At 64.0% G+C, this 24,709-nt stretch carries 22 protein-coding genes and 1 tRNA gene; 13 read left to right on the top strand and 10 right to left on the bottom strand.

Annotated elements, in window-relative coordinates; genetic code table 11:
* Positions 1-143 precede the first annotated feature (143 nt).
* A tRNA-Glu gene (locus QX010_RS12815) sits at positions 144-218 on the top strand.
* Between the two features lie 665 nt (positions 219-883).
* Here the strand turns inward: QX010_RS12815 and QX010_RS12810 are convergent.
* The 6 genes from QX010_RS12810 to QX010_RS12785 form a co-directional block, all read right to left on the bottom strand.
* Entirely contained in the window at positions 884-1,648 is a 765-nt protein-coding gene (locus QX010_RS12810) for a hypothetical protein (RefSeq protein WP_316179821.1), read from the bottom strand.
* 901 nt (positions 1,649-2,549) lie between these two features.
* Entirely contained in the window at positions 2,550-4,115 is a 1,566-nt protein-coding gene (locus tag QX010_RS12805) for a class I SAM-dependent methyltransferase (RefSeq protein ID WP_316179819.1), read from the bottom strand.
* Positions 4,116-5,081, bottom strand: a complete 966-nt coding sequence (locus tag QX010_RS12800) for a XamI family restriction endonuclease (protein ID WP_316179817.1) — start codon at positions 5,079-5,081, stop codon at positions 4,116-4,118.
* Between the two features lie 763 nt (positions 5,082-5,844).
* Positions 5,845-7,041 carry a cytochrome P450 gene (locus tag QX010_RS12795; RefSeq protein WP_316179815.1) on the bottom strand — a complete coding sequence of 399 codons (1,197 nt, stop codon included), beginning with the start codon at positions 7,039-7,041 and terminating at the stop codon, positions 5,845-5,847.
* A 362-nt stretch (positions 7,042-7,403) separates the two neighbouring features.
* Complete coding sequence (locus QX010_RS12790; protein WP_316179813.1) at positions 7,404-12,188, bottom strand: DUF3320 domain-containing protein; 4,785 nt, start codon at positions 12,186-12,188, stop codon at positions 7,404-7,406.
* 163 nt (positions 12,189-12,351) lie between these two features.
* Positions 12,352-12,996 carry a glutathione binding-like protein gene (locus QX010_RS12785; protein WP_316179812.1) on the bottom strand — a complete coding sequence of 215 codons (645 nt, stop codon included), beginning with the start codon at positions 12,994-12,996 and terminating at the stop codon, positions 12,352-12,354.
* 90 nt (positions 12,997-13,086) lie between these two features.
* Here QX010_RS12785 and QX010_RS12780 point away from each other — a divergent pair, with 90 nt between their 5' ends.
* On the top strand, positions 13,087-13,749 hold the full coding sequence (locus QX010_RS12780; RefSeq protein ID WP_316179810.1) for a TetR/AcrR family transcriptional regulator: 663 nt from the start codon (positions 13,087-13,089) through the stop codon (positions 13,747-13,749).
* A gap of 4 nt (positions 13,750-13,753) precedes the next feature.
* Here the strand turns inward: QX010_RS12780 and QX010_RS12775 are convergent, their stop codons facing one another.
* On the bottom strand, positions 13,754-14,719 hold the full coding sequence (locus QX010_RS12775) for a glyoxylate/hydroxypyruvate reductase A (protein WP_316179808.1): 966 nt from the start codon (positions 14,717-14,719) through the stop codon (positions 13,754-13,756).
* Positions 14,720-14,807: 88 nt separating this feature from the next.
* On the opposite strand from QX010_RS12775, the gene QX010_RS12770 reads away from it, so the two are divergent.
* The 5 genes from QX010_RS12770 to QX010_RS12750 all read left to right on the top strand — a co-directional run bounded on the left by QX010_RS12770 (position 14,808) and on the right by QX010_RS12750 (position 17,834).
* Positions 14,808-15,137, top strand: a complete 330-nt coding sequence (locus tag QX010_RS12770; protein ID WP_316179806.1) for a hypothetical protein — start codon at positions 14,808-14,810, stop codon at positions 15,135-15,137.
* 99 nt (positions 15,138-15,236) lie between these two features.
* Entirely contained in the window at positions 15,237-15,605 is a 369-nt protein-coding gene (locus QX010_RS12765; protein ID WP_315802570.1) for a YciI family protein, read from the top strand.
* Entirely contained in the window at positions 15,602-16,873 is a 1,272-nt protein-coding gene (locus tag QX010_RS12760; RefSeq protein ID WP_315802571.1) for an RNA polymerase sigma factor, read from the top strand. The genes QX010_RS12765 and QX010_RS12760 overlap by 4 nt, the downstream gene beginning before the upstream one ends.
* A 97-nt stretch (positions 16,874-16,970) precedes the next feature.
* A complete protein-coding gene (locus tag QX010_RS12755; protein ID WP_315802572.1) occupies positions 16,971-17,384 on the top strand; it encodes a DoxX family protein in 414 nt (137 codons plus the stop codon).
* A 30-nt stretch (positions 17,385-17,414) separates the two neighbouring features.
* Positions 17,415-17,834, top strand: coding sequence for a VOC family protein (locus tag QX010_RS12750; protein WP_316179803.1), 420 nt, complete (start codon positions 17,415-17,417; stop codon positions 17,832-17,834).
* Between the two features lie 5 nt (positions 17,835-17,839).
* Here the strand turns inward: QX010_RS12750 and QX010_RS12745 are convergent, their stop codons facing one another.
* Both QX010_RS12745 and QX010_RS12740 read right to left on the bottom strand, forming a co-directional pair.
* Positions 17,840-18,286 (bottom strand): hypothetical protein, encoded by a 447-nt coding sequence (locus tag QX010_RS12745; protein WP_315802574.1) that lies wholly within the window; start codon positions 18,284-18,286, stop codon positions 17,840-17,842.
* Between the two features lie 4 nt (positions 18,287-18,290).
* On the bottom strand, positions 18,291-19,091 hold the full coding sequence (locus QX010_RS12740) for an SDR family oxidoreductase (RefSeq protein ID WP_315717595.1): 801 nt from the start codon (positions 19,089-19,091) through the stop codon (positions 18,291-18,293).
* Between the two features lie 941 nt (positions 19,092-20,032).
* On the opposite strand from QX010_RS12740, the gene QX010_RS12735 reads away from it, so the two are divergent.
* Positions 20,033-21,229 (top strand): hypothetical protein, encoded by a 1,197-nt coding sequence (locus QX010_RS12735; RefSeq protein ID WP_316179801.1) that lies wholly within the window; start codon positions 20,033-20,035, stop codon positions 21,227-21,229.
* Positions 21,230-21,306: 77 nt separating this feature from the next.
* Here QX010_RS12735 and QX010_RS12730 read toward each other — a convergent pair whose 3' ends face one another.
* The gene (locus QX010_RS12730) at positions 21,307-21,825 is read right to left on the bottom strand and encodes a helix-turn-helix domain-containing protein (protein WP_315802576.1); all 519 of its coding nucleotides are present in this window, start codon (positions 21,823-21,825) and stop codon (positions 21,307-21,309) included.
* A 105-nt stretch (positions 21,826-21,930) separates the two neighbouring features.
* Here QX010_RS12730 and QX010_RS12725 point away from each other — a divergent pair, with 105 nt between their 5' ends.
* The 5 genes from QX010_RS12725 (at position 21,931) to QX010_RS12705 (ending at position 24,691) form a co-directional block, all read left to right on the top strand.
* Positions 21,931-22,482 (top strand): dihydrofolate reductase family protein, encoded by a 552-nt coding sequence (locus QX010_RS12725; RefSeq protein ID WP_315802577.1) that lies wholly within the window; start codon positions 21,931-21,933, stop codon positions 22,480-22,482.
* A 180-nt stretch (positions 22,483-22,662) separates the two neighbouring features.
* Positions 22,663-23,313: a glutathione S-transferase family protein gene (locus QX010_RS12720; protein WP_315802578.1), complete on the top strand. Its 651-nt coding sequence runs from the start codon at positions 22,663-22,665 to the stop codon at positions 23,311-23,313.
* A 110-nt stretch (positions 23,314-23,423) separates the two neighbouring features.
* Positions 23,424-23,837 (top strand): YciI family protein, encoded by a 414-nt coding sequence (locus tag QX010_RS12715; protein ID WP_316179798.1) that lies wholly within the window; start codon positions 23,424-23,426, stop codon positions 23,835-23,837.
* A 32-nt stretch (positions 23,838-23,869) separates the two neighbouring features.
* Complete coding sequence (locus tag QX010_RS12710) at positions 23,870-24,286, top strand: YciI family protein (RefSeq protein ID WP_315802580.1); 417 nt, start codon at positions 23,870-23,872, stop codon at positions 24,284-24,286.
* 33 nt (positions 24,287-24,319) lie between these two features.
* Positions 24,320-24,691, top strand: a complete 372-nt coding sequence (locus tag QX010_RS12705) for a hypothetical protein (protein WP_315802581.1) — start codon at positions 24,320-24,322, stop codon at positions 24,689-24,691.
* Positions 24,692-24,709 lie beyond the last annotated feature (18 nt).

Raw genomic sequence — 24,709 nt, 5'->3', positions numbered from 1 at the left:
CTCGGGCAGTCGACTCCCCTCCCCCTTGCGGGGAGGGGTCGGGGGTGGGGGTCCCCACGGGGACTCTCTCCACCACCACCCGAAAAAACTCCCATCCCCCGTCTTGCGGCGCGGCGCGTTCAAGGCTATGCGGTTCACCTCACGCTCCCTTCGTCTAGCGGTTAGGACGCGGCCCTCTCAAGGCTGAAACAGGGGTTCGATTCCCCTAGGGAGCGCCATTCCCCGGCGCTCAACCCTTCATCTGTGACCTGCAAACGCGGCTCCTCGGCCTCGCGGCGCACATTCGCGTCCGAGCTTTGCTTCATCTCGGCACCCTCCAGAAGAAGGGCGCAGGGAAGGCCGGGTGCAGGCCGCACCCATGGCCCGCCTGCAGAAAGAAAAGCAGGCGGCAGTCACCACAGGATTGGCCGAACAACCGGCCTTCCCTGCGCGATGGGTTGAACGGCTGCTCCGTGCTCTCCCAGGGGACCGGGCTTGCTTGCCCCCGTCATCGGGATGTCGCCGACCAAGACACCAGCGTCGGGGTGTCGGGACCACACGGCTTGACCGTCCGCTCGGGGTTCGTTCGTCCGCACGCGAAACGCGCACTGCGACCCCAGGCGGCCACCGCATCCCCCGCTCCACGGTCCGTGACGATCGCGAAACGCCCCTTCAGCGAGCAGGAGACGGCGGGAAGCATCGATCTGATTTGCCCGACGACACAAGGGCGGAGTTGCCCGACGGAATGCGACAGATTGGCACGACGGGCAGTTTAAAGCAGACGAGCAGCGACTTTGAGTCAAGTCGGCAACGACGTGATCGCTCTCGCCGTGGTCTAGTTAAATGCACTGTCACCACAGTGCTTCTCTGGGCGTTAAAACAGCAGCGCAGGTCAAGAACCGCACTACAGTGCGTAGCACCGCACGAGTTCGGCAGGGGACATTACGACAATCCCCTGCGCTTTAAGGGCTTCGCGCTTGCTGTGGTGCAAAAGACTGTCTGCCCCTGCGCCCTTGCCCTCGTCCATTGTGCAGAACACGTCGTTGCCGTACGCAAAGTGCGAGCCGACGATCAGGCCGTCGCACCACTCTCCTATGATCGGACCCACGTCGTTCCTGATTTTCTCGCCAGCGTCCGACGCCCGCTTAAAGGCCGACAGCCAAGTCGCCGGTCCCTTCACCGGTGTTCCATGAGACAACAATGGAAACCTTGCCTCCAGTGCCTCCCCATAGTCCTGCAGCTTTTTTTTGCCTTCGAGCGGACGACAAAACTCCGAAAATCGAGACTGTCGGTCCTCTTGGGTCAACACATCGTCGCCCGCCCACTGAAAGCCGTCGATGAAAATCTCGCCTCCAATGAGCGGCGCGTGAAGCAGTCGCGCGCCGACTTTACCAACATCCTCAAACCGCGCGACCGCTCTCGGGTCTGGAGCCGGTCGCGCCTTATCGGTTCCGGCAACGGCGAGGTAAGCCAGTTTGTCCTCAAAGCTCAGACACTCGATGAACAGGGTTGCCTCTGAGACGAACCCCAAGATCCGACCGTCCTGAATAGCCGCCCTGATCTTCCGCGCGTCGTCAGGATCAACCTGACTTGGCCATCTGTCGGGATTGTGGATCACATTGCAGACGTTAGTATCAAACGTGACGCGCGGCGGCTTCGATGCGGGCATAGGGCACCGTGATTAGATTGACGATACTCTCAACTTAAGGTTTTTCCACAAGAAGCAAAGGGGTCGTAAGCCTAAAATCGATAGCCTCCGTCGTTGCGGGCACGCGCAGGGTCCTTTGTTCACCCGGTCCATAGGAAATAAAACCCAAATGCGCGATGACAAATGCGCTCGTACTCGGAAAACACCATTGGTACTAAGCGGTGCAATGGCGGCCAAAAATGCGGTATCCTGACCGTCAACGGCAGAAACATCGGCGACACGTTGATCGCAGAAGAACTGGCCTTGAGGCTCAATTCCCTTCCCAGAGACATAAATGATGGTGCAACATCCTGCAGCGCCAATTCGAAAGCTAGCGCAGCACACACGAGCGAGGGTCGGTAGCAGACCATTGCTGCACGATTGCAAAAAGGGGAAAAGGCATGGGTAACCGACCGGCTGATAGAGCTCATCGCGCTGTGCAACAAAGAAGGCAAGCCAAGATGGACAACCTCACCGTAGGGACAGGCTCCACGCAACCCTCAAAGGCCGAGCTGCGGGCGATGATTTCCTCCTATCCCGAATCCATGGTGAAGCGCATAGAAACCAAAGTAAAAAGCAAGAAGCCTCGCACTCCATCCAAATGAAGAGGGAGCGACGACGAAACACAGACCAGTATGACGAACGCCTTTCCGGGCTTCGTGAAAGTGGCTGCTTCGCGTCGAGACTTCCCCTACCATAGGGCAGCATAGCATGGGCAGCTCGAAAAGCGTCCCGACGGTAGCGCAGATCTGTGATTGATGTGGCGGCAGCGTTTGCCGACGTTGGCGTTGCCAGCTCTCGTAATTGTCCTACAGGCGCAAGCGGACTCAGCTGCTTTCATTGCGCCAATGACTGCTCTTTTGTCCGGTCGTTCTGCTAATGATCAAGCTGCATCCGATACCGCGAACATGTCGGTCTGTTTCGGGGCTTGAACGAAGTCAGGTAACAGCGCAGCGATCTCGCCTGCCGGCACATTCGCCAATTCTTTCGGCTCTAGCTTGTTCAAGCCACCACCATAGACGCGACCTTCTCCGAGTAACTGCTCGGGCGTTATGCGATTTAGCGCTTCCCACACTTGTCGCAGCAAGGTCGGATCACGCCGTATAGATGCTTCGAGGACGGGCGTAGGATACATCGCTAGATAAACGTTCGCTATCGTCGCTTGCGACTCGTTAAGGATGAACCGGAACGGCCTGCCGTTCTTAGCGTCGCCACGTCCCATGTAGGTACAGACAATCGGCGGCGGAGGTCGGTCTTCCTGCGAATACCAGAGCTTACGATGACTACAGAGATAACGCTCATTCAAGCCGCGCTCGCGCCCCTCCTGCAAATAAGTCCATAGGCTCGAGTAGTTCTCTTTGATCTCGTCTTCTGGCAATCGCGGATCGAGTAGAAATAACTGCCGTTCTATCAGCGGCAGACCGTCGTCGTCGGCCGAGATAATATCGTCCACGATGTAGCGAGGGCTCGGTAAAATTGGCCGCAGGAATTGGCGCGGCAAATTGCGGGATTCCACAGTTTCCCTGTTGAGAATGAAATACCCGTTGTCGCCTGTCGCTAAGCCACGCTTGATCTTAAAAAAATCTGAGATCGTCGGTACATTCGACTTTGCCCGCGTAGTCGCAACGGGAAAACGCGTCCACTTGGCTTCCTGCGTCAACGCCTTAGTGCTCACATCACGTTCGATCGCGGGATTAGACAGAGTGCCTCCGAAGGTGAAACGCACACTATGGTCGGAGGATGGCAGTGCGTTTCTGAACCACACCACTGCGGAGGACACCAAGGCGTCGTCGAACTGCGCTTCGTTTGGGTCGAAGCGATGGATGTGCAGTAGGGTCACGCGTTCGAGCAGATATCTTTTCAGGGCGCGGCCGTAGTTCACATCCATGAATTCGCTTGGGATAAGCCACCCGCTGATGGCATCAGGCGCCAGCCATGCCTGCGATAATCCCATAAAATAGCAGTAAAGTCCCGCTAGCCCGCCAATCTTGCTGCCAGACGCCAGTTCGGTGCGAAGCTGCAATCGCGCCTTGTAGTCCGCCTGCATGTGGTGGTGCCGCACGTATGGCGGATTGCAGATGAGCAGATTGTATGTCGGATCAGCTTCGATCTGGGTAAAGTCTTCGATCCTGATTTCTAGGGGCGAGTCCGCCCAAAGTTTACGCGACGGCAGCGCATAGTGAGGGTCAATCTCAATGCCGGTCGCGCGTGCAATGCGTTCTGCCGGGATCGCGCGTGTGAGGGCTGAATAGAACGAGCCAGTGCCAACGGCCGGATCAAGGAATCGAATAGGGGTTTCAGTTGGCAGCAGGCTCCGCGCGTACTGCAACACGTCATCGGCCAACGCTGTCGGCGTCGCAAACTGACCTAGCTTGTTACGCTCGCGCGCATTCTTGGCGCTATCGAGCTGGGCTTGGAGTTCCAACCGTTTCTGTTCGAGCTTGTTCATCTAAATTCCAAACTGAGCAAGGTCATCTATGCGATGTTCCCAGACCCAATCAATGCCCTCGGCAGCCTCGTATCCTAGATAACCCGAATCAAAATACCCGCAGAGAAATAAGTTGAATCGCACCTGCTGGGTTGGAGTTTGGTAATTGCTGCGTAACTGAGACATCTTCACGGCTTCTTCCTTGCGGCGCTTGTTCGTGTTGGTGAAGTCGCCAGCAGATTTCGCCTCGATGAAAATCGGCAGTTCCCCTTTTGGGGAGCCTTTGGGCTTGATGACGGCATCGACGGGGATATTGACCGTCTGGGCTAAGCCTTCGAGCTTAACCGGAACATTCATTCGGAAACTGAACGTTCCCGCGGTCATCTGGTCAAAAAGCGTCCCCACCGGAGCTTGTGCGTAGCCCCTCGCTTCCAGCCATCGCTTGATGGCTTCGAGCTGCCGCTTTTCCTGAGCATTGCGGATAATCGGATTCGCGACTGATCCGCAAAGCCGATCAGCGATAATGGTGGCAGCGCGGTGAATCTCCGGCGGCTCTGGACCTTCGGTGCGCTTTAGCCAGACGAAGATATCGGGGTCGGCAAGCTGCTCGATGATGTCGCCGATCTTGCTCAATTGCTCGTCGGCGAGTGCTGCCGACATGCGCGGTGGAAGCCGCTTGTCGTCTTCCATTGTCTTGACGAGGTTCGGCGAGACACCAGATAGACCAATCAGACGGTCGACCGCTAAAGGAGGGCAGGTCGACATGCGCAGGGTCGACAGAACCTCAGGGTGCCGTCGCAGGATTGCCGGCTTAATGTCGCGCATGTTGTCAGTCGCCGCCAGCGTCGCTTCGACCGACTTCGTCGTCTCTACCCTTGTATCGCGGAAGGCTTTCGGCGCGAACCTCATGAACCACGTATTGTACATGTCGACCGAGGCGGCGATATCAGCTTTCCAATTCTGCGGCTTATCGAGATTGACGGGCATCAGCTCAAGTCCTTGCCGCTCTTTTGGTAGAGCCCCCACAATTCTTCGAACAGCTTCTTCAGCGACATGTTGCGCCGGCCAGCCTCCGCCTTGACCTCGGCTGCAAGCTCAGGGGCCATGCTAATCCCCACGATTTGCCGGGGCGTGGATCTGGGATTTGTGCGACTCGAATCGTTCATAGGTTATCATGTCGACATGTCGACGTTGTGGTCAATGCCCCGGAGCGGTGACATCAACAGTAGAGGGCAGATGTGCACAGTTTGGAGCTACCGCGAGATGGCACCGCCAGCTTGAGTACATGCCCCTAGATCACTGCGATAAACCGAAATCGGCCTTGTTTGGATAGAGTACGTTCCCAATAAGTTCATCGCTCGTACAGACTAGTGTTTCAGAACGAGGCGTTACGATCAATTTAGCTGTGACCTTAGTTCGCGTGCTCTGGAGGATGGATGCTTAGACTGATTTTTGGAAATCGGCGATCGTCGTTCTGGTGTGCAACTGCAGGCGTCGTCGTCGGTGCGTTAGTTGGGTTTTCAATCGGTGGAGTTGGGATTGTAGCCCGAGGCGGCGCGATCGGATTTCAGTCTTGGACTGTCTTGGCTTTCTTCGGAGCCGCGTTGGGTTGGTACATGGGCAGAAAGTTAGACCGACTGAAAAAGGAGGGCGAGGGATGAGTTTGCATCTTCTTCGTATTGCATGCGTTCGAGTTCCTTCAGAAGCGATCCCGTGTTCGTCCTGAGCCTACTTCGCGACTGATGCGAGCTCATTGTACCCTCACCACCAACCCCAGCGGCCCCCGAAACCCGAACCCGTGCCACCGCACGCTGGCCGCATCCACCAGCTCCATCCGCGGAAACCGCTCGAACAGCATCGGCAGCAAAATCGCGCCGACGGTGCGGCGGGAGAGGTGGGCGCCGGCGCAGTGGTGGGGGCCGTTGCCGAAGGCCTGGTGGGGGTTGGGGTCGCGCAGCGCGTTGTAGTGCTCGCCGTCGGCGAACAGCTCCTCGTCGCGGTTGGCGGAGGCCTGGATGGTCATCACGGTGTCGCCCTTCGGGATCAGGCAGCCGCGGATCTCGGTGTCCTCCATGACAAGGCGTGAACTCGCCTGGATCGGCGCCACCCAGCGCACGCCTTCCTCGAAGGCGGAGCGCCATTTGTCCTGCGCGCGGACGGCCTCTAACTGATCCGGGTTGGTGAGCAGGCCGTAGAGGATCGTCAGCAGCGCGTCGCGCGGCTCGTTGATGCCGCCGCCGATCGCGATCTTGATGTTGGCGATGATCTGGCTCTCGGGGATCGGGTTCTTCGCGTTGACCATGAAGGAGAGCGCAGAGGAATCCGGCGCGGCGCGCACGCGCTCCATGTTGGCGCGGATGCAGCGGTCCATCTCCGCATTGGCGATATCAGACGCGTCGAACGGCCCCGGCGTCCAGCCGAAATTGCCGGCGCCGTCGATCAGCGCCTGCGACCAGCGCTGCATGTCCGCATCGCTGGCGTCGGGAATGCCCATCACTTCAGCGAGGATGCGCGCGGCCAAGGGGCCTGCGAGGGCGGGGAACAGATCGACGATCTCGCCGCGCGGCAGGCGGTCGAGATAATCAGTAGCGAATTTGGTGTAGAGCGGCTCCCAGACGGCTTCGATCGTCTTCGGCATCAGGGCGGGCATCATCGCCATGCGCTCGGCGCGGTGCTCGTCGTGATCCTTGCGCATCAGGGTATGCGCGAGGAAGGCGCGCTTCATCGGCGTGTTCGGATCGTCGGACGAGAACAGCGCCGCATTGTCCTTCACATATTTGGTGTCGGCCGCCTTGGTCAGGAACGTCCGGCCCACCGACTTGACCCGCAGCACCGGCGCTTCGCGGCGCAGCCGCCGGTAGATCGGATAGGGATCGCGCGTCAGCTCCGCGATGGTGATGGTCTCGTCCAGGGGAGCCAGGGTCTGAGCCGGGGTCGCGGTCGGCATGGGGCGCTCCTGTGGGATGCGGGCCAGCGCGTGTCTCGCCTCGAGGATAGTGGCCGGGACGGACCCGTGCAATCCTGGTCCGATGCATTGGCCGGGACGAGCGTCCGTACCGAACGGATTCTGACCTCGCCAGATCCGTTCCTTCAGCGATTCCGCGGGTTTGCGGTGACGGCCGGAGGGCGACATTCCGCCCTGCGAGGCGTCAGCTCCGACATCGTCGGCGCTCCACCGCCATGGCAGGACGCGGATGGATCGCGAGATCGTCGTTGCCAGCGACTCTGCGCAACGCGGTGCGACGTGCGCTCCGCGGCGCGGCTGCGACGCGGCGTTCGGGCCGTGATTCCCGGCACGCATTCAGCCGGTCAGTCCTGCGCCGCCGGCGAGGCCTCCTGCGGCCTGGTCAGCAGCGCTCCTTCGCGGCGCAGGTGTCCTGCGTCGAGAAGACTTCTGAGACTGCCCTGTACGGTCTCCCGCAGCTGCGCGCTGGTCGACCCGAAGCCAAACAAGCGGGCCACCGCCTGGATCAACTGGTCCTCCTCGGCACCGAAGTTCTGCTCGACAATCTGCATGATGGCCGCCTTGATCTCCTCCGGCGGCAGCATCTCGGGCTTGCGCAGGGACTGCGATTGCACGTCCTCGCGCGTGCGGACGACGATAGCCTGTCCCGGCACGGCGTAGAACGGACCTCCGGCGATCTGTCCCCTCGCAACTGCCGATGTCAGCGCCGCTCTCACGGCATCGCGGATGCGGTTGCCGGCGCGGGCAAGGCCCCAGGCCGATCTGATCCGGACGATGATTTCCGATTCATGCACCGGCCCCTCGATGGCGACGATCTCGACGACATGCCGCGTCATGTCGGCAAGTGACGTCTCGTGCGGCTCGATCTCCCGACGCACGCGCAGCTTCGCCTCTTCATAGGGGGCCACCGTCGGTGCCTGTGCGAGCATCTCCTGAGGGCGCTGCTCGGTCTGCTCCGGCGCCGGCACATCAGAGGTTGCCGGAGGCTCGGGTTGAGCTCGCGCAGTCCCTTGGTCGATGTCCCGCCAATGCGCCTTCGCCGCATCGATCGCGCGGAGGACTTTCTCGGTTTCCTCCTTGGGACGGAGAAACCAGTCGGTCGACCAGATGCGATGCAGCACCCAGCCATGCGCTTCCAGCACATTCTGCCGCAGGCGGTCGCGGTCTCGCGCCGAACGAGACGCATGGTACTGGGCGCCGTCGCATTCGATTCCGAGCAGGAAGCGGCCGGGCTTGTCGGGATCGACGACAGCGAGGTCGACGAAGAATCCGGCGGTGCCGATCTGGGTCTTCACGTCGTGGCCGAGCGCCCGCAGCCTTGCGGCGACCTGCTCCTCGAACACCGAGTCGGGATCGCGCCCGGTCTCCTGCGCGATGCCGAGCTGCCCCGTCTGCGCGAAGGTCAGGAACGTCTTCAGCGCCGCGATGCCGCGGCCCTTGGCGCGCGACAGGTCGATGTCGTCGCCGGTGATCGAGGAGAACACCTCGCATCGGAGCTTGGCGCGCGAGATCAGCACGTTCAGCCGGCGCTCGCCTCCGTCCGAGTTGAGCGGGCCGAAGCTCATCGAGACGAAACCTTCCTTCGTTCGCCCATAGCCGATGGAGATGAAGATGACGTCGCGTTCGTCGCCCTGGATGTTCTCGAGGTTCTTCACGAAGAACGGCTCGCTGGCCCCGCGGACGAAGAAGCTTTCCGTTGCCGGATTTTCCTTGCGCAGGATTTCGAGCTGATCCTGGATCGCCTGGCGCTGTGCCACCGAGAAGGTCGCAACGCCAAGGCTGCGGTCCGGCGTCTCACGCGCATGGCGCATGACGGCCTCGGCGACGAGCCGCGCTTCCCTGGGGTTGGTCCGGCTGCTGCCGCGCTCATAGTGCGCATCGGGGGTGTAGTTGAACTTCAACCCCATTCCCGCAACCGCATCGTACGGGCTCGGCACGATGAACAGCCGGTTGTCGTAGAACTGCTTGTTGGACACGGCGATCAGCGACTGATGCTTGCTGCGATAGTGCCAGTTCAGCATCCGATGCGACAGGCCCTTGGCAAGGCAGAGGTCGAGAATGCTCTCGGCGTCCTTGACCTGGAAGGTCGGCTGATCCTCGTCGTCATTGTCCTCGTCATCATTGCCTGTCAGCTTCGCGAAGAAGCGCGTCGGCGGCAGTTGCCGCTCGTCACCGACGACCACCATCTGCCGGCAGCGCGCGACCGCGCCGAGCGCATCGACCGGCTCGATCTGCGAGGCCTCGTCGACCACCAGCAGATCGAAGGCGATCGCGCCAGGCTTGAGGAACTGGGCCACCGACAGCGGGCTCATCAGGAAGATCGGCTTGATCTGCTGAATGACCGGACCGGCCCGTTCCAGGAGCTGGCGGATCGGCAGATGATTGCGCTTCTTGGCAAGCTCGCCGTTCAGCACGCCCAGCGGCCCGATGCCGCCGGCGTTGCGCGGCAGGGCCGCGGCATGCTCGTGGGCGATCTGGTCGCGGGCCAGCTGCATGCGCGCGACGTCGAGCTTGCGGAAACCGTCGACCAGCCGATCGTGCGATTCGCCGTCGAAACGTTTCAGCTCGGGATGGTCGGCGAAGATCACGCTGCGCATGGCGTCGTAATAGGACCGGTCGAAGGCGGCTTCGAGCGCGTCGCCCGGCAAGGAGCCGTCGAGCGTGCGGTCGGCCAGCGCGGCGAGGCCTTGCGCGCGCGCAAGGCGGACCCGGCCCATGAACGCGATCCAGCGGGTGAGGCGCTCGGTCGCGTTCTGCCACGCCGACAAGGTCTGCGACAGGCCGTCCAACCGGATCTGGTCGCCGGCGTCGAGCGGGATGCGGGCAGGCTCCAGCTGGAGAAAGTCGATCAGCCTGCCGAGGCCGGACCTCAGACTTGCGAGGCCGTCGTCGAGCTGTTCGATGGATCGCCGATCATCGGCCGACAGCGTGAGCTGCGCCAGCCGCTGGCGCGTGTCGTCGTTTGCGAACGGTTTGGGGAATGCGGTCCACCAGCTCGCCAATCGGGACAACGCGTCCCAGTCCGACCGTTCCTTCTGCCACGCCGTTCCGAATGCGGTGCTGCCGGCGGCCTCGACCTCCGCGAAGGACCGGCGGGCGGCTTGCGCCGCGACGAGGCCGTCGAGCAGCAGAAGCCGCTGCTCGAGCGTTTTCGGCATCGGCACCTTCAGGTACGAGGCCAGCAGCGCCACCTGCTCGCGATAGCGCGGGCTGAACAGACGCAGCCAGGAGCGGCCCTTCTCGGCGATGACCTTGCGGCACTCGGCGATCGGTGCATCCCAGGCGGCCTCGACGAAGGCGCTCTCGAAGGCCGTCCGCAGTTTCGCGTAGCGCAGTCCCCTGTCGATGATGTCCGTGACGAGTGCGGCCTGGCTCCAGATGGCATTGCGGAAGGCGGTCCGGTCGCACTCCGGCATCGCGGCCGCGGCCTGCGCAAAGGCCAGCACCGCCGTGGCGTCGGCCAAGCTGGCCGGCGGCGGGAGATCGAGCAGCGTGCCGAGGCGGGCCGCGCCCGTGGCGACGCTGCTGACAACGTTCGAGATGTCGTTCAGCGAGTTCCGCAGCTCGGTCATTTCGGCGGGATCGAGCGCGTCGCGGCCGACACCGCGCCAGGGATGCAGGTGAGGCGCGCCGTCCGCCGCAATCCGTTCGGCGAGTTCGGCGATCAGCTCGCGCCGTCGCTCCAGATCCAGGGGAGACCAGGACGGCGCCCCCTGCAACGGATAGGGAGGCTGCGCGGAGTTGTCTCCGCAGCGCACGAGATGACCGAGCAGCCTGAACGGTGTCAGCTCGCTCGGCTGATGCGGCTGGTGCATCATCTCCGCATGCCGGTTGAGGCCATCACGGCTGTCGGTCAGGCGCTGCACCAGCGTGGCTTCGCCGCGCGGGACCGCGACCTCGGCCGATTTGCAGCGCTTCAGCTCTTCGAGCAGAACGCGCTTGTTGGCCTTGTTGGAGTGCAGCTCCAGCGCGAGCGCGCCGAGACCGACATGCTTCAGCCGCCGGTGCACGACCTCGAGCGCCGCCATCTTCTCGGCGACGAACAGCACCGTTTTCCCCTCGGCGGCAGCCGACGCGATGATGTTGGTGATGGTCTGCGATTTGCCGGTGCCCGGCGGTCCCTTGACGACGAGGTCGCGTCCGCGGACCACTTCCTCGATCACCACGGCCTGCGATGAATCGGCGTCGACGACATGGTTCATCGCCACCGGCTGGATGACGGAATCGATCTTGCCGTTATCGGCCACGATCGGCTCCGCGCCCTCGAAGCCGTCCTGAAGCAGCGCTGCGATCAGGGGATGACGATCGAGGCTGCCATCTGCGGGCCAGTTGTCGGGGTCCAGATCGCGATACATCAGGAACTTGGAGAACGAGAAGAAGCCGAGGACGATCGCGTCCGTCCTGACCTCCCACCGCGGCTTGTTGGCGACCGTCTCTGCGACGCCGGCGAGATAGGCCGCGATGTCGACATCGTCCTCGTCGCCAAAATCCTCGATCTTGAGTCCGAACTCGGCGTCGAGCTTGGCCTGGAGCGAGAGGTTCGGCGACGGCGGCTCCGCGCGCGAGACCAGGTGAAACCGATCGGCGGCACTGCTGCGCTCGAGACGGACCGGCAGCAGGACGAGCGGCGCAAAGCGCTCGACGTCGGATTTGTCGTCCTCGAACCATTTCAGCAGCCCGAAGGCGAGATAGAGGATATTGACGCCCTGTTCTTCCTCAAGCGTTCGTGCGTCGTACCAGATGTCCAGCAGGCGCTTCTGCAACGCCTCCGATGACAGCCGGGTCCTGAGCCGGGTGTCGGGCTGCCGGGGCTCTAACTCCGAAGCAGCTGACTCCGAATCATCCTTGCGCTGGTCCACCTTGACGCTCGGCGCGTCGGACCGAGGGGCCGGCAGGCTCAAGGGCAGGGTGCCGTCCGCTTCCGCAGCCTCTGCCTTCGTCGGCAGGAACGTGAAGCGCTTGCCTTCACCGAGAAGCTCGAACAGCGCAGCGGAGCGCGCGCCGACGATGTCGATGGTGCGGATGGTCTTGGTCTTGAGCGGGATGTGCACGAGCCGGTTGCGCGTGCCCAGATCGAGCAGCGCGCGCCGGTCCGCCAGCAATCGGTCTCGTACGGATGTGGTTGCCACGTGCAATCCTCCTGCGATTCGAGGATTGCAACCCGGAGTGATCGCGGTCAAGCATCCGGCGCGGTGGCGAAGGGGTCGATGAGTGATGGTTCATCTTCCCCATGAAGAGGTCTCATCTCCCAATCGCGGGAGATGAGACGGGTATTTCCCGGGCCGACTGTTCCTAGGCCGCCGCCTTGTGCCGCGCCAGTTCCGCCTTGTAGAGCTCGAACTCCTCGGCGATGGCGCGCGCGACCGACGGCCGTGCGCGCAGGCGCTCGTAGTAGGCCTTCACGGCGGGCCATTTCGCGAGCTGGACCGGCGGCGTCGCCATGGTCCAGTTGATCACGGTGACGAGATACGCGTCGGCGACCGTGAAATGATCGAGCAGATAGTCGCGATCCCGCAGGTGGTTATCGAGATGATCGAGCCGCGACAGGTTCTTGTTCAGGACATGGGCCTTCATTTCCTCGGGCGCGGTCTTGTCGAGGATCGGAATGAACAGACCCTTGTGCAGCTCGGTGCCGATGAAGCACAGCCATTGATGCAGGCGGCTGCGGTCCATGCCGGGGCCGGTGCCGAGCTTCGCTTGCGGGAAGCGATCGGCGACATATTGCAGGATCGCGGCATTCTCGGTCAGCAGGTCGCCGTCATCGGTGCGGAGCGTCGGGACGAGCCCGAGCGGATTGACGGCGCGGAAATCGGAGCCGTCGTTGAGGACGATCTTGGTCTTGGGGTCGACCTCGAGATAGTTCGCCGCGGCGCCGGCTTCGTAGAGCGCGATGCGGGTGGCGAGCGAGCAGGCGAGCGGCGAGAAATACAGGTCCATGGACGTCTCCCTCGGGCTCCGGACCGGAGCATTGATTGATTTTTATACTGTCTCGCATAATATAAGGTCGGTCAAGGAATTTAGTGCGAAATGGTACAAAAAAAGAAGGGGCCGCCGCAGGGCGACCCGCCCCCCGATAAAGCGGTCGAGCCGAAGCGGCGCGGGAGGCCGCGGGCGTATGAGCCGGAGGTCGCGCTCGGCAAGGCGCTCGACCTGTTCCGGTCGACCGGTTTTGCGGCGACCTCGCTCGACGATCTCAGCGCCGCCACCGGCATGAACCGGCCGAGCCTCTATGGCGCGTTCGGCGACAAGCGCGAGCTCTACATCAAGAGCTATCAGCGCTATCGCGACAACGCGCGCGCCCTCATGGGCGACGTCTTCAGCAACGATTGGCCGGTGCGACGGCAGCTCGAGCAGATCTTCGCCACGGCGCTCGACATCTATCTCTCGGGCGAGGAGGGACCGCGCGGCTGCTTCACGGTGATGACGGCCGGCTCGGAGGCGGTTGCCGATCCCGACATCCGCGCCATGGTGCAGAACGCGTTGACCGAGCTCGACAAGGCCTTCGCGCACTGCTTCCGCCGCGCCAAGGAGAAGGGCGAGCTGCCGGCGGACGCCGACCCCGCCGTGCTGGCACGGCTGGCGTCGGCGACGATCCACTCGATCGCGGTCCGCGCGCGCGCGCGGGTGCCGCGTCAGGAGCTGGAGGCGATCGTCGCCGGCGCAATCGATATGATGATTGGCAAAAAATAGCGTTTCAATATCCCCTGACGCGATCGACCAGGTTGCGCAGCGCTCCGCCGGCCTCGAAGGTCGCGATCTGCTCGGCGACGTAGCGCGAGATTGCGTCGGCGTCGGTGTCGGCTGCGTTGTGCGGCGTCAGCACGACCTTCGGGTGGGTCCAGAACGGGCTGTCGGCCGGCAGCGGCTCCTGGCCGAACACATCGAGCGACACTGAACCGAGTGTATCGTCGTCGAGGCAGGCGAGGATGTCGGCCTCGTTCTGCAGGCCGCCGCGGCCGGCATTGATCAGGACGGGGGCGCCCAGCGGCGAGCTGCGGCGAAGCCGCGCGAACATCCTGCGATCCAGAATGCCGCGCGTATCCGGCGTCAGCGGCAGCAGCGACACCAGGATGTCGGTCCGCGCCAGGAACGCATCGAGCTGCGCCGCGCCGTGGAAGCATTCGATGCCGTCGGCCTGCTTGGCGCTGCGGCTCCAGCCGGCAACCTGGAAGCCCAGCCGCTTGAGCACCTCGGCCGCGTCGATCCCGAGCGTGCCCAGTCCGAGAACGCCGACGCCGATCGCGGCCGCCGGCCACTGGTACTTCGGCGCCCAGCGCTTCAACCGCTGCGACTCGCGCAGATACAGCTCCTGGCGATGATGCATCAGCACGTGCATCACGACATATTCGGTCATCCGCGCGGTGAGATCGTCGACCGCGACGCGCGCCAGCGGCACGCTCGGCAGCGTCTTGTCGGCCATCAGCGCGTCGACGCCGGCGCCGAGGTTGAAGATCGCGCGCAGGTTCGGGAAGCCGGCGAGCTCGCCGGGCACCGGTTTCCAGACCGCCGCGTAATGCACGTCGGCCGGATCGAGGCCGGCATCGGGCAGCAGCACCACCGGGCGGTCGCCGCAGACATCGTCGAAACGCGCCTTCCAGCGCTGCGGCGACCAGTTGTCGGTGCCGCCATGGATCAGGAGCGCCAGCGCGCCTTTGGTCATCGGAGGGTCCTCGAGCTTATGTGACGCGTTCCACATACCAGATCGTGCGGGCAGGCCAATCTCCGGCCATCAACACGGAGACATCGCCATGCGCAAATTGCTTCTCGCCACTGCTCTCGTCATCGCATCCGCCTCGGCCCAAGTCCCGGCTCAGGCCCAGACCATCGACGTCGGCTCGATCCTGTCGGCCAACGGCATTTCCATCGGCAAGGGCGGCGGTCAGCCGCAGGCCGGCAGTCAGCAGGGCGCCGCGGCCGGCATGGCGCAAGGTGCGGGTGGTCAAAGTGCCGCAGGGCAAGGGCAAGGTCAGGCCCAAGGTCAGTCGCAGCGCCAGGCCGGCCGGGCCAAGCAGCCCCGCGAGAGCGCACAGGAGACGCGGGCGCGCAACATCGCGGCCAAGTACGGCATCTCCTGGTAGGCCGGTCGTTCCGGCCTGCGGAACCGGCGAAAATTCTTCGCCGGTCTGTCGGCTCCGGGCATACTCCGCCGTCTTGAAGACGAATGGAGATGCCTTCCGATGTTGTATGCGCTGCTCTGCTATCATGACGAGGACGTCGTCTGCACCTGGAGCAAGGACCAGGACGCCGCCGTCATGGCCAAGCTTGCCGTTGTGCAGGAGAAGCTCGCCAAGCAGGGGCGGCTCGGGCCGGTGGCGCGGCTGCTGCCGACCACGGCCGCGACGACCTTCCGGAAGGAGGATCCGCCGCTCGTCATCGACGGTCCCTACGCCGAGACCAAGGAGCAATTGCTCGGCTTCTATCTCGTCGACTGCGCCAATCTCGACGAGGCGCTCGAGGTCGCGCGCGAGCTCGGCGAGGCCAATCCCGGCGGCTCCTACGAGATCCGTCCCGTCGGCACGTTCAGGCCGGGCGGAGCGCTGGCATGAGCGACGCGGCCTGGATCGATGCAGCCCTGACATCAGCACGTCCCCAGGCCGTCGGCGCGCTGCTGCGCTATTTCCGCGACCTCGACACGGCGGAGGAGGCGTTCCAGAACGCCTGCCTGCGCGCTCTGAAGAGCTGGCCGCAGAACGGGCCGCCGCGCGATCCCGCGGCCTGGCTGATCATGGTCGGACGTAACGCTGCCATCGACGATGTCCGCCGCGTCCGCCGCGAGCAGCCGCTGCCGGAGGACGAGGCGATCTCCGATCTCGACGATGCCGAGAGCGCGCTGGCCGACCGGCTCGACGGCTCGCATTATCGCGACGACATCCTCCGTCTGCTGTTCATCTGCTGCCACAAGGACCTGCCGGCGACCCAGCAGATCGCGCTGGCGCTGCGCGTGGTGTCTGGGCTGACGGTGAAGCAGATCGCCCGCGCCTTTCTGGTCGGCGAGACCGCGATGGAGCAGCGCATCACCCGGGCCAAGGCGCGCGTCGCCCAGGCGAACGTGCCGTTCGAGACGCCGGGCGCGGTGGAGCGCTCGGAGCGCCTGACCGCGGTCGCCGCCATGATCTACCTGATCTTCAACGAGGGCTATTCGGCCAGCGGCGAGACCGCTGCGCTGCGCCAGCCGCTGTCGGAGGAGGCCATCCGGCTGGCGCGGCTGCTACTGCGCCTTTTTCCGAGCGAGCCGGAGATCATGGGGCTGACGGCGTTGCTGCTGCTGCAACACGCGCGCAGCGCCGCCCGCTTCGATGCGGAGGGGATGCCGATCCTTCTCGACGACCAGGATCGTTCGCTGTGGAACCAGCCGATGATCGCGGAAGGCGTAGCCCTGATCGACAAGGCGATGCGCCATCGCCGCAGCGGACCGTATTTGATCCAGGCCGCGATCGCGGCGCTGCATTCGCGCGCCGCGCGCCCGGAGGACACCGACTGGACCCAGATCGACCTGCTCTATGGCGCGCTGGAAGTGGTGCAGCCCTCGCCGGTGGTGACGCTCAATCGCGCCGTTGCGGTGTCCAAGGTCCGCGGCGCTGAGGCGGCGCTCGACCTGATCGCGCCGCTCGAAGGGCGGCTCGCCAACTATTTCTATTTCTTCGGTGTGCGCGGCGCGCTGCTGATGCAGCTCGGGCGCACCGACGAGGCACGGACCGCCTTCGACCGCGCCATCGCGCTGGCGCACAGCTCGGCGGAGGCCGCGCATATCCGCATGCAGCTCGACCGGCTGATGCGCGACGGTGCGACGGCTCGGGCTCGGGTCGGCCAGTGAAATTCTGCCGAGATTCGATCTAAAATTCTGCACCGGGCTGTCGGTGGCACGCTCCTTCATTCGTCCTTGGAGCAGCATCACGGGGGAGGAGCTGCAGATGACGACGATCACCTTGGAAGAACCGGTCTCGCGCGCCGAATTGTGGAGCGGGCGCATCCTGAGCGGGCTGGTGACGCTGTTCCTGCTGTTCGACGGCGCGATCAAGCTCGTTCCTCTGCCGGTCGTCACAGAAACGCTGGACCAGATGGGCTATGGTGCAAGCGACGCCATGGCGCGTGCCCTCGGCCTCATCACGCTTCTCTGCACCGTGCTCTATATCCTGCCGCCGACATCGTTCGTTGGCGCGATCCTGCTGACAGGCTATCTCGGCGGCGCCATCGCCTCGCATGTCCGGATCGGCAGTCCGCTGTTCAGCCACGTCCTGTTCGGCCTCTATCTCGGGCTGATGCTGTGGGGCGGCTTGTGGCTTCGCGACCGCCGGCTGCGCGGACTGCTGCCGCTCTCGCGCTGACGAATGATCTTTCAACCAAGGAGGATGACGATGATCTGTCCCTATCTGACGTTCAACGGCGATTGCGAACAGGCGTTGAAACACTACGGCGAGGTGCTCGGCGCCAAGGTCGACATGATGATGCGCTATGGCGAGGGGCCGCCAGAGATGCCGTCCGCGCCGGAGCACAAGGACAGGATCATGCATGTCCGCTTCTCGATCGGCGACGGCGTCCTGATGGCCTCGGATTCGCCGCCCGAATATTATCAAGGCAAGCCGCACGGAATCTCGGTCTCGCTCCAGATCGCAGACCCGGCCGAGGCCGAGCGCAAGTTCAACGCGCTGCTCGCAGGCGGTGCCGTCACCATGCCGTTTGGCAAGACCTTCTGGTCCAAGGGCTTCGGCATGGGCGTCGACCGCTTCGGCATTCCGTGGATGATCAATTCCCCGGCGGACGGCTACGCGGCGTGACGCCGCTAGCGGCACGAGGCGTACATCGCCTTGAGCTCGCGCCCGCGCAACAGCAGAAGCCGCGACGTCAGGCCGCCGCGGCGCTCGATCCAGCCGCGCACCGGCCTGGGATAGGTCTGCAGCACCAGCTTGGAAGCCTCGGGTTCCGCATAGACGCGGCCGCGCCGGTCGACCGAGCGTGCGGCGTGGAAGCCGAGGGTGGCCCGCCGCGTCACGCAGATGCGGTCCTCGGGCACCACGCTGAGCACCAGCGTGCAGGCCGACAGGCAGGGCCCGTCGATGATGACCCGCTCGCCGGAGGCGCGCACCTTCTCGAACAGATCGAGGAACGGACCCACCTCGCCGCCGGGCGAGGAGATGATGCGGACGTCGGCGCGCGCCAGCATCGTCGCGATCCCCCACAGGACGGCCGCGAGCAGCAGGGTCAGGATGATGCGCATCCGGCTCGGCATCGTTTCATGTGTTCCTGCGTTGGCCGCGCAAGGTCGGCAATCCGATTCCCGCGGCATCGAAGCCGCCATCGACGGCCAGGATCTGTCCGGTGATATAGCTGGAGCGTTCGGAGCTGAGAAACAAGATGGCCTCGGCGAGCTCGTCCTCAAGGCCGTAACGATTGAGCGGAATGGCGTCGTGATAGTCGGCGCGGATCTCCGGCGTGTGCACGTCCTTGGCCATCGCGGTCTCCACCGGGCCCGGCGCCACCGCGTTGACGCGGATGCCGGCGGACGCGAGCTCGACCGCGAGCTGCTTGGTCAGATGCGCCAGCGCCGCCTTGCTGGTGCCGTAGGCGGAGCGCAGCGTGGAGGCGCGGACGGCCGAAATCGAGGTGATGTTGACGATGGTGCCGCCGTGCTCGCGCATCAGTGGCACCGCGGCGCGCGTGCACAGAAACGGCCCGGTCAGGTTGACGTCGAGGATGCGTTGCCAGTCGGCTTCGCTGGTTTCCATGATCGGGGCGAAGCGCGCCACGCCGGCATTGTTGACCAGCGCATCGAGACGACCGAACCGGCCGGCAATGCGCGCCAACGCATCGGCGACCATCGCCGCGTCCGCGACGTCGCAATGCAGCGCGAGCGTTCGATCGGGGGATTTGAGTGCCGATGTGGCGTCGTCGAGCAGCGTCTTCTCGATGTCGAGAAGCGCCACGCGCCAGCCCTCATGCAGAAATCTCTTTGCCGTCGCCAGCCCGATGCCGCGTGCCGCCCCGGTGATCAGGGCGACCTTGTCAGTCAACGTCGTCGTCGATGTTTCCGTCACAGGGGTCGACTCCTCGGGCCGGCAGTCCGGCTCTTCTCGTCGTTGAGTCCTAACATGCGCTGCGCGGATCGGCTGTGAAGGCCGTCACATCTGTCAGTGTACGTTCAATCCAGCTCCACGCGACGCGTATAGCCAGCGAAGTTCGTGGGCGTTGTCAAACAGCCAGGGGTAGCAGCGGGCACATCGGTTCGCGTTTTCGCGGTGTCAAAGCATCCGAGTCGTGCTCGCCTTGGTCTCCCTCCCGATCGGAGGGAGCAGGGAAGACCGGGAGCTCGCCGCCCCATGGCTCCCGGCGGGAAAAATGCACGGGGCAGGAACCACAAGGTTCTGCTGAGACATCACGGCCTCCCTGCGCGATGGTCTGACGGCTTCTACGCGCTCTCCCCGGGGACCGGCTGTCTTGCCCCCGTTTCCGCCACAATGCGTTCATGCATCGGACACGGCATCAGCATCGGGATGACAGGACCACACGATTTCGCCGTACGCGCCGCGTTGTTCGTCTGCGTGTCCTCATATGAGCATGATCTTGTCGGAAAGCTGTGGCGCAATGCGTGTCAACGGCCTCCGGTTCCGAATCATGCTCCACGCTGCAACATCGACGCGTCCACCGCATCCTGCTCCCCACGTTCGTGACGATCGCGAAACGTCCCTCTCGATCGGGAATAGGACGTGGCTAAAAGAGCGTGAATTCTGGAAAGGCGAAATAGAACTATCTTTACGGGTAGGACTGGACAAGGGTAATCGACTTGAAAGTCTTCACGAAAAGAGCTCCGTGGCACGGGCGGTGTCGCGGCCGCGCCGCAGCCTGCCAAGGCGCATTCCCCCGTGGAATTGGACAGTCCCGCCGTCGGCTGATTTGCCCGTCGTCGGGTCGCTCTCGGACGTGTCCGGGACGAATCTGAACCGGTAGCGTAGAGTTTTAGAGTCTCGGTAGAATCGACATGGGCGATCTATTCATCAGCCGGCGAATCACTCTCGTCAGAACCACGGAGCTGCACGCTTCGTCGCACGGGTCGAATGGTCTGAGGCGCGGGTGCGGCGCATTGCTGTTGTCGTGCATTGTCCTCGGGCTCGCGGCGTCCGGCGCCGCCGGAGCGGATGGCAGCGTTGCTGCGAAACCGGCAGAGACCGAGCAGGCCGCGCACGATGTCGCGCCGCCGCCGCAGCCGCAGACCGCGGAGCCCGAGACGGTGGGGCGGCCGTCGGACGTGCAGACGCCGGCTCCGAAGGTGGTCGTGCCATCGACCGAGCCTGCGAAGCCGGTCGCGGCCGAGCGCAAGGGCGACGCCAAGACCACGAAGAATCTGTCGGTGCCTCAGCGCGCGCTGCCGGCCGACGTCGCGCAGATGATCGGCCGCAAGATCTGGCTCAACGAGGCCGGGGGACGGCGCGACGCGATCACGTCGTGGAATGCGGGTGAAGAATTCGCCTCGCTGGGAATCGGGCATTTCATCTGGTATCCGGCCACCGCGAAGCCGCCGTATGAGGAGGGCTTTCCGGGGCTGATCGCATTTCTGCGCAAGGGCAAGACGCCGTTGCCTGCATGGCTCGACAAGACGCCGACTCCGGCATGCCCCTGGACCAGCCGGGCCGACTTCAAGCGGAATTTCAACTCGCCGCAAATGCGGCAATTGCGGCAGTTCCTGCTCGACACGATTGCGGAGCAGACGCAGTTCCTGGTGGCGCGTGCGCAAGGCGCAATGGACAAGATCCTCGCCAACACGCCCGACAGCGCCGAACGCGAGCACATCGTCGCGCAGTATTCGCGAGTCGTCCGCGCCTCGAACGATCTCTATCCGCTGATCGACTACATCAACTTCAAGGGCGAGGGCACCAACCCATCCGAGACCGCCGTGGACAAGGAGACGGGCCAGCGCCAGGGCTGGGGTCTCAAGCAGGTGCTGCTCAAGATGAACGGAACCACGACCGAGTCCAAGGCCGTGCTCGCCGAATATTCCGACGCGGTGCAGGTCGTGCTGCAGCAGCGGGTGCGCAATCTACCCTCGAACCGCGTGTGGGAGGCGGGCTGGCTGCGTCGCGCCGAGACCTATCGCCGTCCGATCGCGCAGCTCGAGCAGACCCCCGAGCGCGCGCCGCGCAGGTCGTCGCGTTACAGGGCCGACAACACGCGGTTCTGACGGGAGCATCGTTCCGGACGATCGAGGGGCGTGCGATCCGCGCGTCCCATGCGCGTGTCCGGCAAGCGAGCGTCTGATCACGACTTGCCCGAAGCGGCCTTCTTGTCGGCAACCACCTTCTCGTAAGCCGCCCTCAGCCGCTGACCGACGCTTGGCCCGGCCTTCCTGCGCCGTTTCGTGCCGAGATGAATCTCGCGCAGCTCATCCATGAACTCGGCCCACATCTTCGGCCCGCCTTCCATCAGCAGCCTGGCGCGGATGCCGAGCTCCTCTGAAACCGGCAGATATTTGTAACCCCAGCCCGCCATCTGCGCGAGGATCGGCAGCAGCTCGATGCCCTGCTCGGTCAGGGAATAGATGCCCTTCTGCTTGTGGCTCGGATCGTCCTCGCGGCTGATGATGCCGGCGGCGAGCAGCGTCTTCAGCCGGTCGGCGAGAATGTTCGAGGAGATGCCTTCCTCCGAGCCGCCGAGCAGCTCGCGATAATGCCGGCGATTTCCGAACATCATGTCACGGATGATCAAGAGGCTCCATTTGTCGCCCACCACTTCGAGCGAAAGGTTGATCGGGCAGCCGGAACGCTGAAGGTCGGACATCGACGTCTCATTGGGAGGGATCGCATATAAACCGCTTGCAATATTGCACCGGTCTGGGCATTCTCCAACTGCTTGCAAAATGAAAGCAGTCAGGGAGGAGCGTCGATGGCGAGACTGGTGATGTGGAACATGATGACGCTGGACGGCATGGTTGCGGGCCCGAACGGCGACATCTCCTGGCACGAGGATGTGTGGGGCCCGGAGCTAGAGCAGATCTCCGAGACGCAGCTGCAGGAGGCGGGCGGATTGCTGTTCGGCCGGGTGACCTACGATCTGATGGCCGGCTATTGGCCGACGGAGAAGGGCGTGACCGCCGACTTCATGAACAGCATCCCCAAATATGTTGCCTCCCGCACGCTGTCTCGCCTGCCATGGTCGAACGCGCATCTGCTGGGTCCGCAGCTCGCGGCTGAGGTCGACAAGCTCAAGCAGGAGAATGCCAAGGACCTGTTCCTGTTCGGCAGCGCGGACCTCGCCTCGACGCTTGTGGCGTCCGACCTGATCGATGAGTTTCGAATCGCGATCAATCCGCGCGTGCTCGGTGCCGGACGCCCGCTGTTCAAGCCGGGTCAGGCCTTGAAGCTCCGCCTGATCGACAGCCGGGCGCTGTCCAACGGCGTCGTCATCGCGCGCTACGCCCCCGTTCGGGACGTGTGAGCCCTATCTTGCGCCGCGTTCCGTGTCCCGGGCGAGCGCAGGTCTTTCAACTCACGCACCCGCCCGTCCAGCCCCTCACCTCAGCCCCCTCGAACAACGGGGCGCGGGAGCGCGCCGTCCTGCGGCCGCGCGTTCGGGACCAAACAACTTGTTCTCACCCCAACCTATCAGGAGCTTAAGATGTCCCTGACCCTTTACTATCATCCGCTGTCGTCGTTCTGCTGGAAGGTGTTGATCGCGCTGTATGAGAACGACGTTTCGTTCACGCCGAAGCTGATCAATCTCGGTGACGCGGATGAGCGCGCGGCGTTCTTGAAGCTGTGGCCGGTCGGCAAATTTCCCGTGCTGCGCGACGAGCAGCGCACGATTCCGGAATCGAGCATCATCATCGAATATCTCGACCAGCACTATGCGGGCGGGACGCGCTTCATTCCCGATGATCCCGATCTCGCCTTGCGGACACGTCTGCGCGATCGCTTTCTCGACCTTTATCTGCACATGCCGACGCAGACCGTCGTGTTCGACCGGCTGCGGCCGGCCGATGCCCGCGATCCGCTCGGCGTCGCCGACGCGCGAAGCCGGCTGCGCACGTCCTACGCGATGCTCGAGGCCGAGCTGCCGCCGCGTGGCTGGGCGATGGGCGACCCGTTCACCCTGGCGGATTGCGCGGCCCTGCCGGCGCTGTTCTACGCCGACAGAGTCGAGCCGCTGGGTGACGGGCTGCCTGGGGTCACAGCCTATCTCGACCGGCTCAAGGCGCGGCCATCCGTGGCGCGGGTGCTCGCAGAGGCCCAGCCTTATTTCCACATGTTCCCGCAAGAGGCGGGCTGAACCGGGAACCCGGTCAAAATAATCGCGAGGGCGTGTCGGCGGCGCCGGGACCGGATCGTCTTACTGATGCGGGCAGGGCAGTCCTGCCGCACAGCATCAGGAGAGAAGCCATGCGGTTCATGGTGATCGTGAAGGCGACCCGGGACACGGAAGCCGGAATCCTGCCGACCACCGAGGAGTTCGCGGCGATGGGCCGATTCAATGAGGAATTGGTCAAGGCCGGCATGATGGAGGCGGGCGAGGGCCTGCATCCGACCGCGAAGGGCGCGCGGATCGACTTCTCGAACGGGACGCCGAGCGTCGCGCGCGGTCCATTCGACCTCTCCGGCGATCTGGCCGCCGGCTTCTGGATGATCAAGGCCGGCTCGCTCGACCAGGTGATCGCGCACATGACGCGCGCGCCGCTCCCGGGCGGCCAGATCGAGATCCGGCAGGTCTATGCACCGGAGGATTTCGGCGAGACGTTCACATCCGAATTGCGCGAGCGGGTCGAACGGCTGCGTGCGCAGGTCGCCAAGGGCTGAACCGCGAGCCTGATCAGGAGAGGAGAGGCGCAATGCGATTCATGATGCTGATGATCCCGCTCGGCTATGAGAGCGCGCCGCCCGACGTGCAGCTCGATCCCGAGCGGGTCGCGGCGATGATGCGCTACAACGAGGCGCTGAAGGAGGCCGGCGTGCTGATCACGCTGGAGGGCCTGCATCCGCCGTCGATGGGTGCGCGGGTCTCGTTCGCGGGCGGCAAGCCCGCGGTGACCGACGGCCCGTTCGCGGAGGCCAAGGAGGTGCTCGGCGGCTATTGGATGATCGAGGTCGCGTCGCGCGACGAGGCGATCGCCTGGGCCAGGCAGTGCCCGGCCTCGGACAACGAGATCATCGAGATTCGCCAGGTCCAGGAGATGGCGGACTTTTCCGAGGAGGTGCAGCAGGCCGCGGCCGGCTTCGCCGAGCTGCCGCATGCCGGCCGTGTCTGATCGATCCGTTTCACAGCAGGAGAGGGAAGTGCAATGAGCGACAACAGCAACACCTATCTCGCCGTCTTTCTCGGCAGCAAGACCAGTCCGGCCTCGAAAGCCTGGGAGGCGCTGTCCGAGACGGAGCGCAATGCCAGGGGACAGCAGGGCATGGCGGCCTGGCATGCCTGGGTCGACCAGTACAAGGACGCGATCCTCGCGATGGGCGGGCCGCTCGGCAAGACCAAGCGGGTCGACAAGGGCGGCGTCAACGACATCGCCAACGAAATGGGCGCGTTCACCGTGGTCCGCGCCGCCTCGCATGAGGATGCGGCGAAGATGTTCGTGAACCATCCGCATTTTGCGATCTTCCCGGGCGAGCGGGTCGAGATCATGCCGGTGCTGCCGATCCCGGGCGGCGGATAGTTTCCAGTGGCGAGGACG

The sequence above is a fragment of the Bradyrhizobium sp. SZCCHNRI1009 genome, assembly GCF_032487575.1.
GTDB lineage: Bacteria > Pseudomonadota > Alphaproteobacteria > Rhizobiales > Xanthobacteraceae > Bradyrhizobium.
This window is presented reverse-complemented; position numbering and strand designations above follow the sequence as displayed.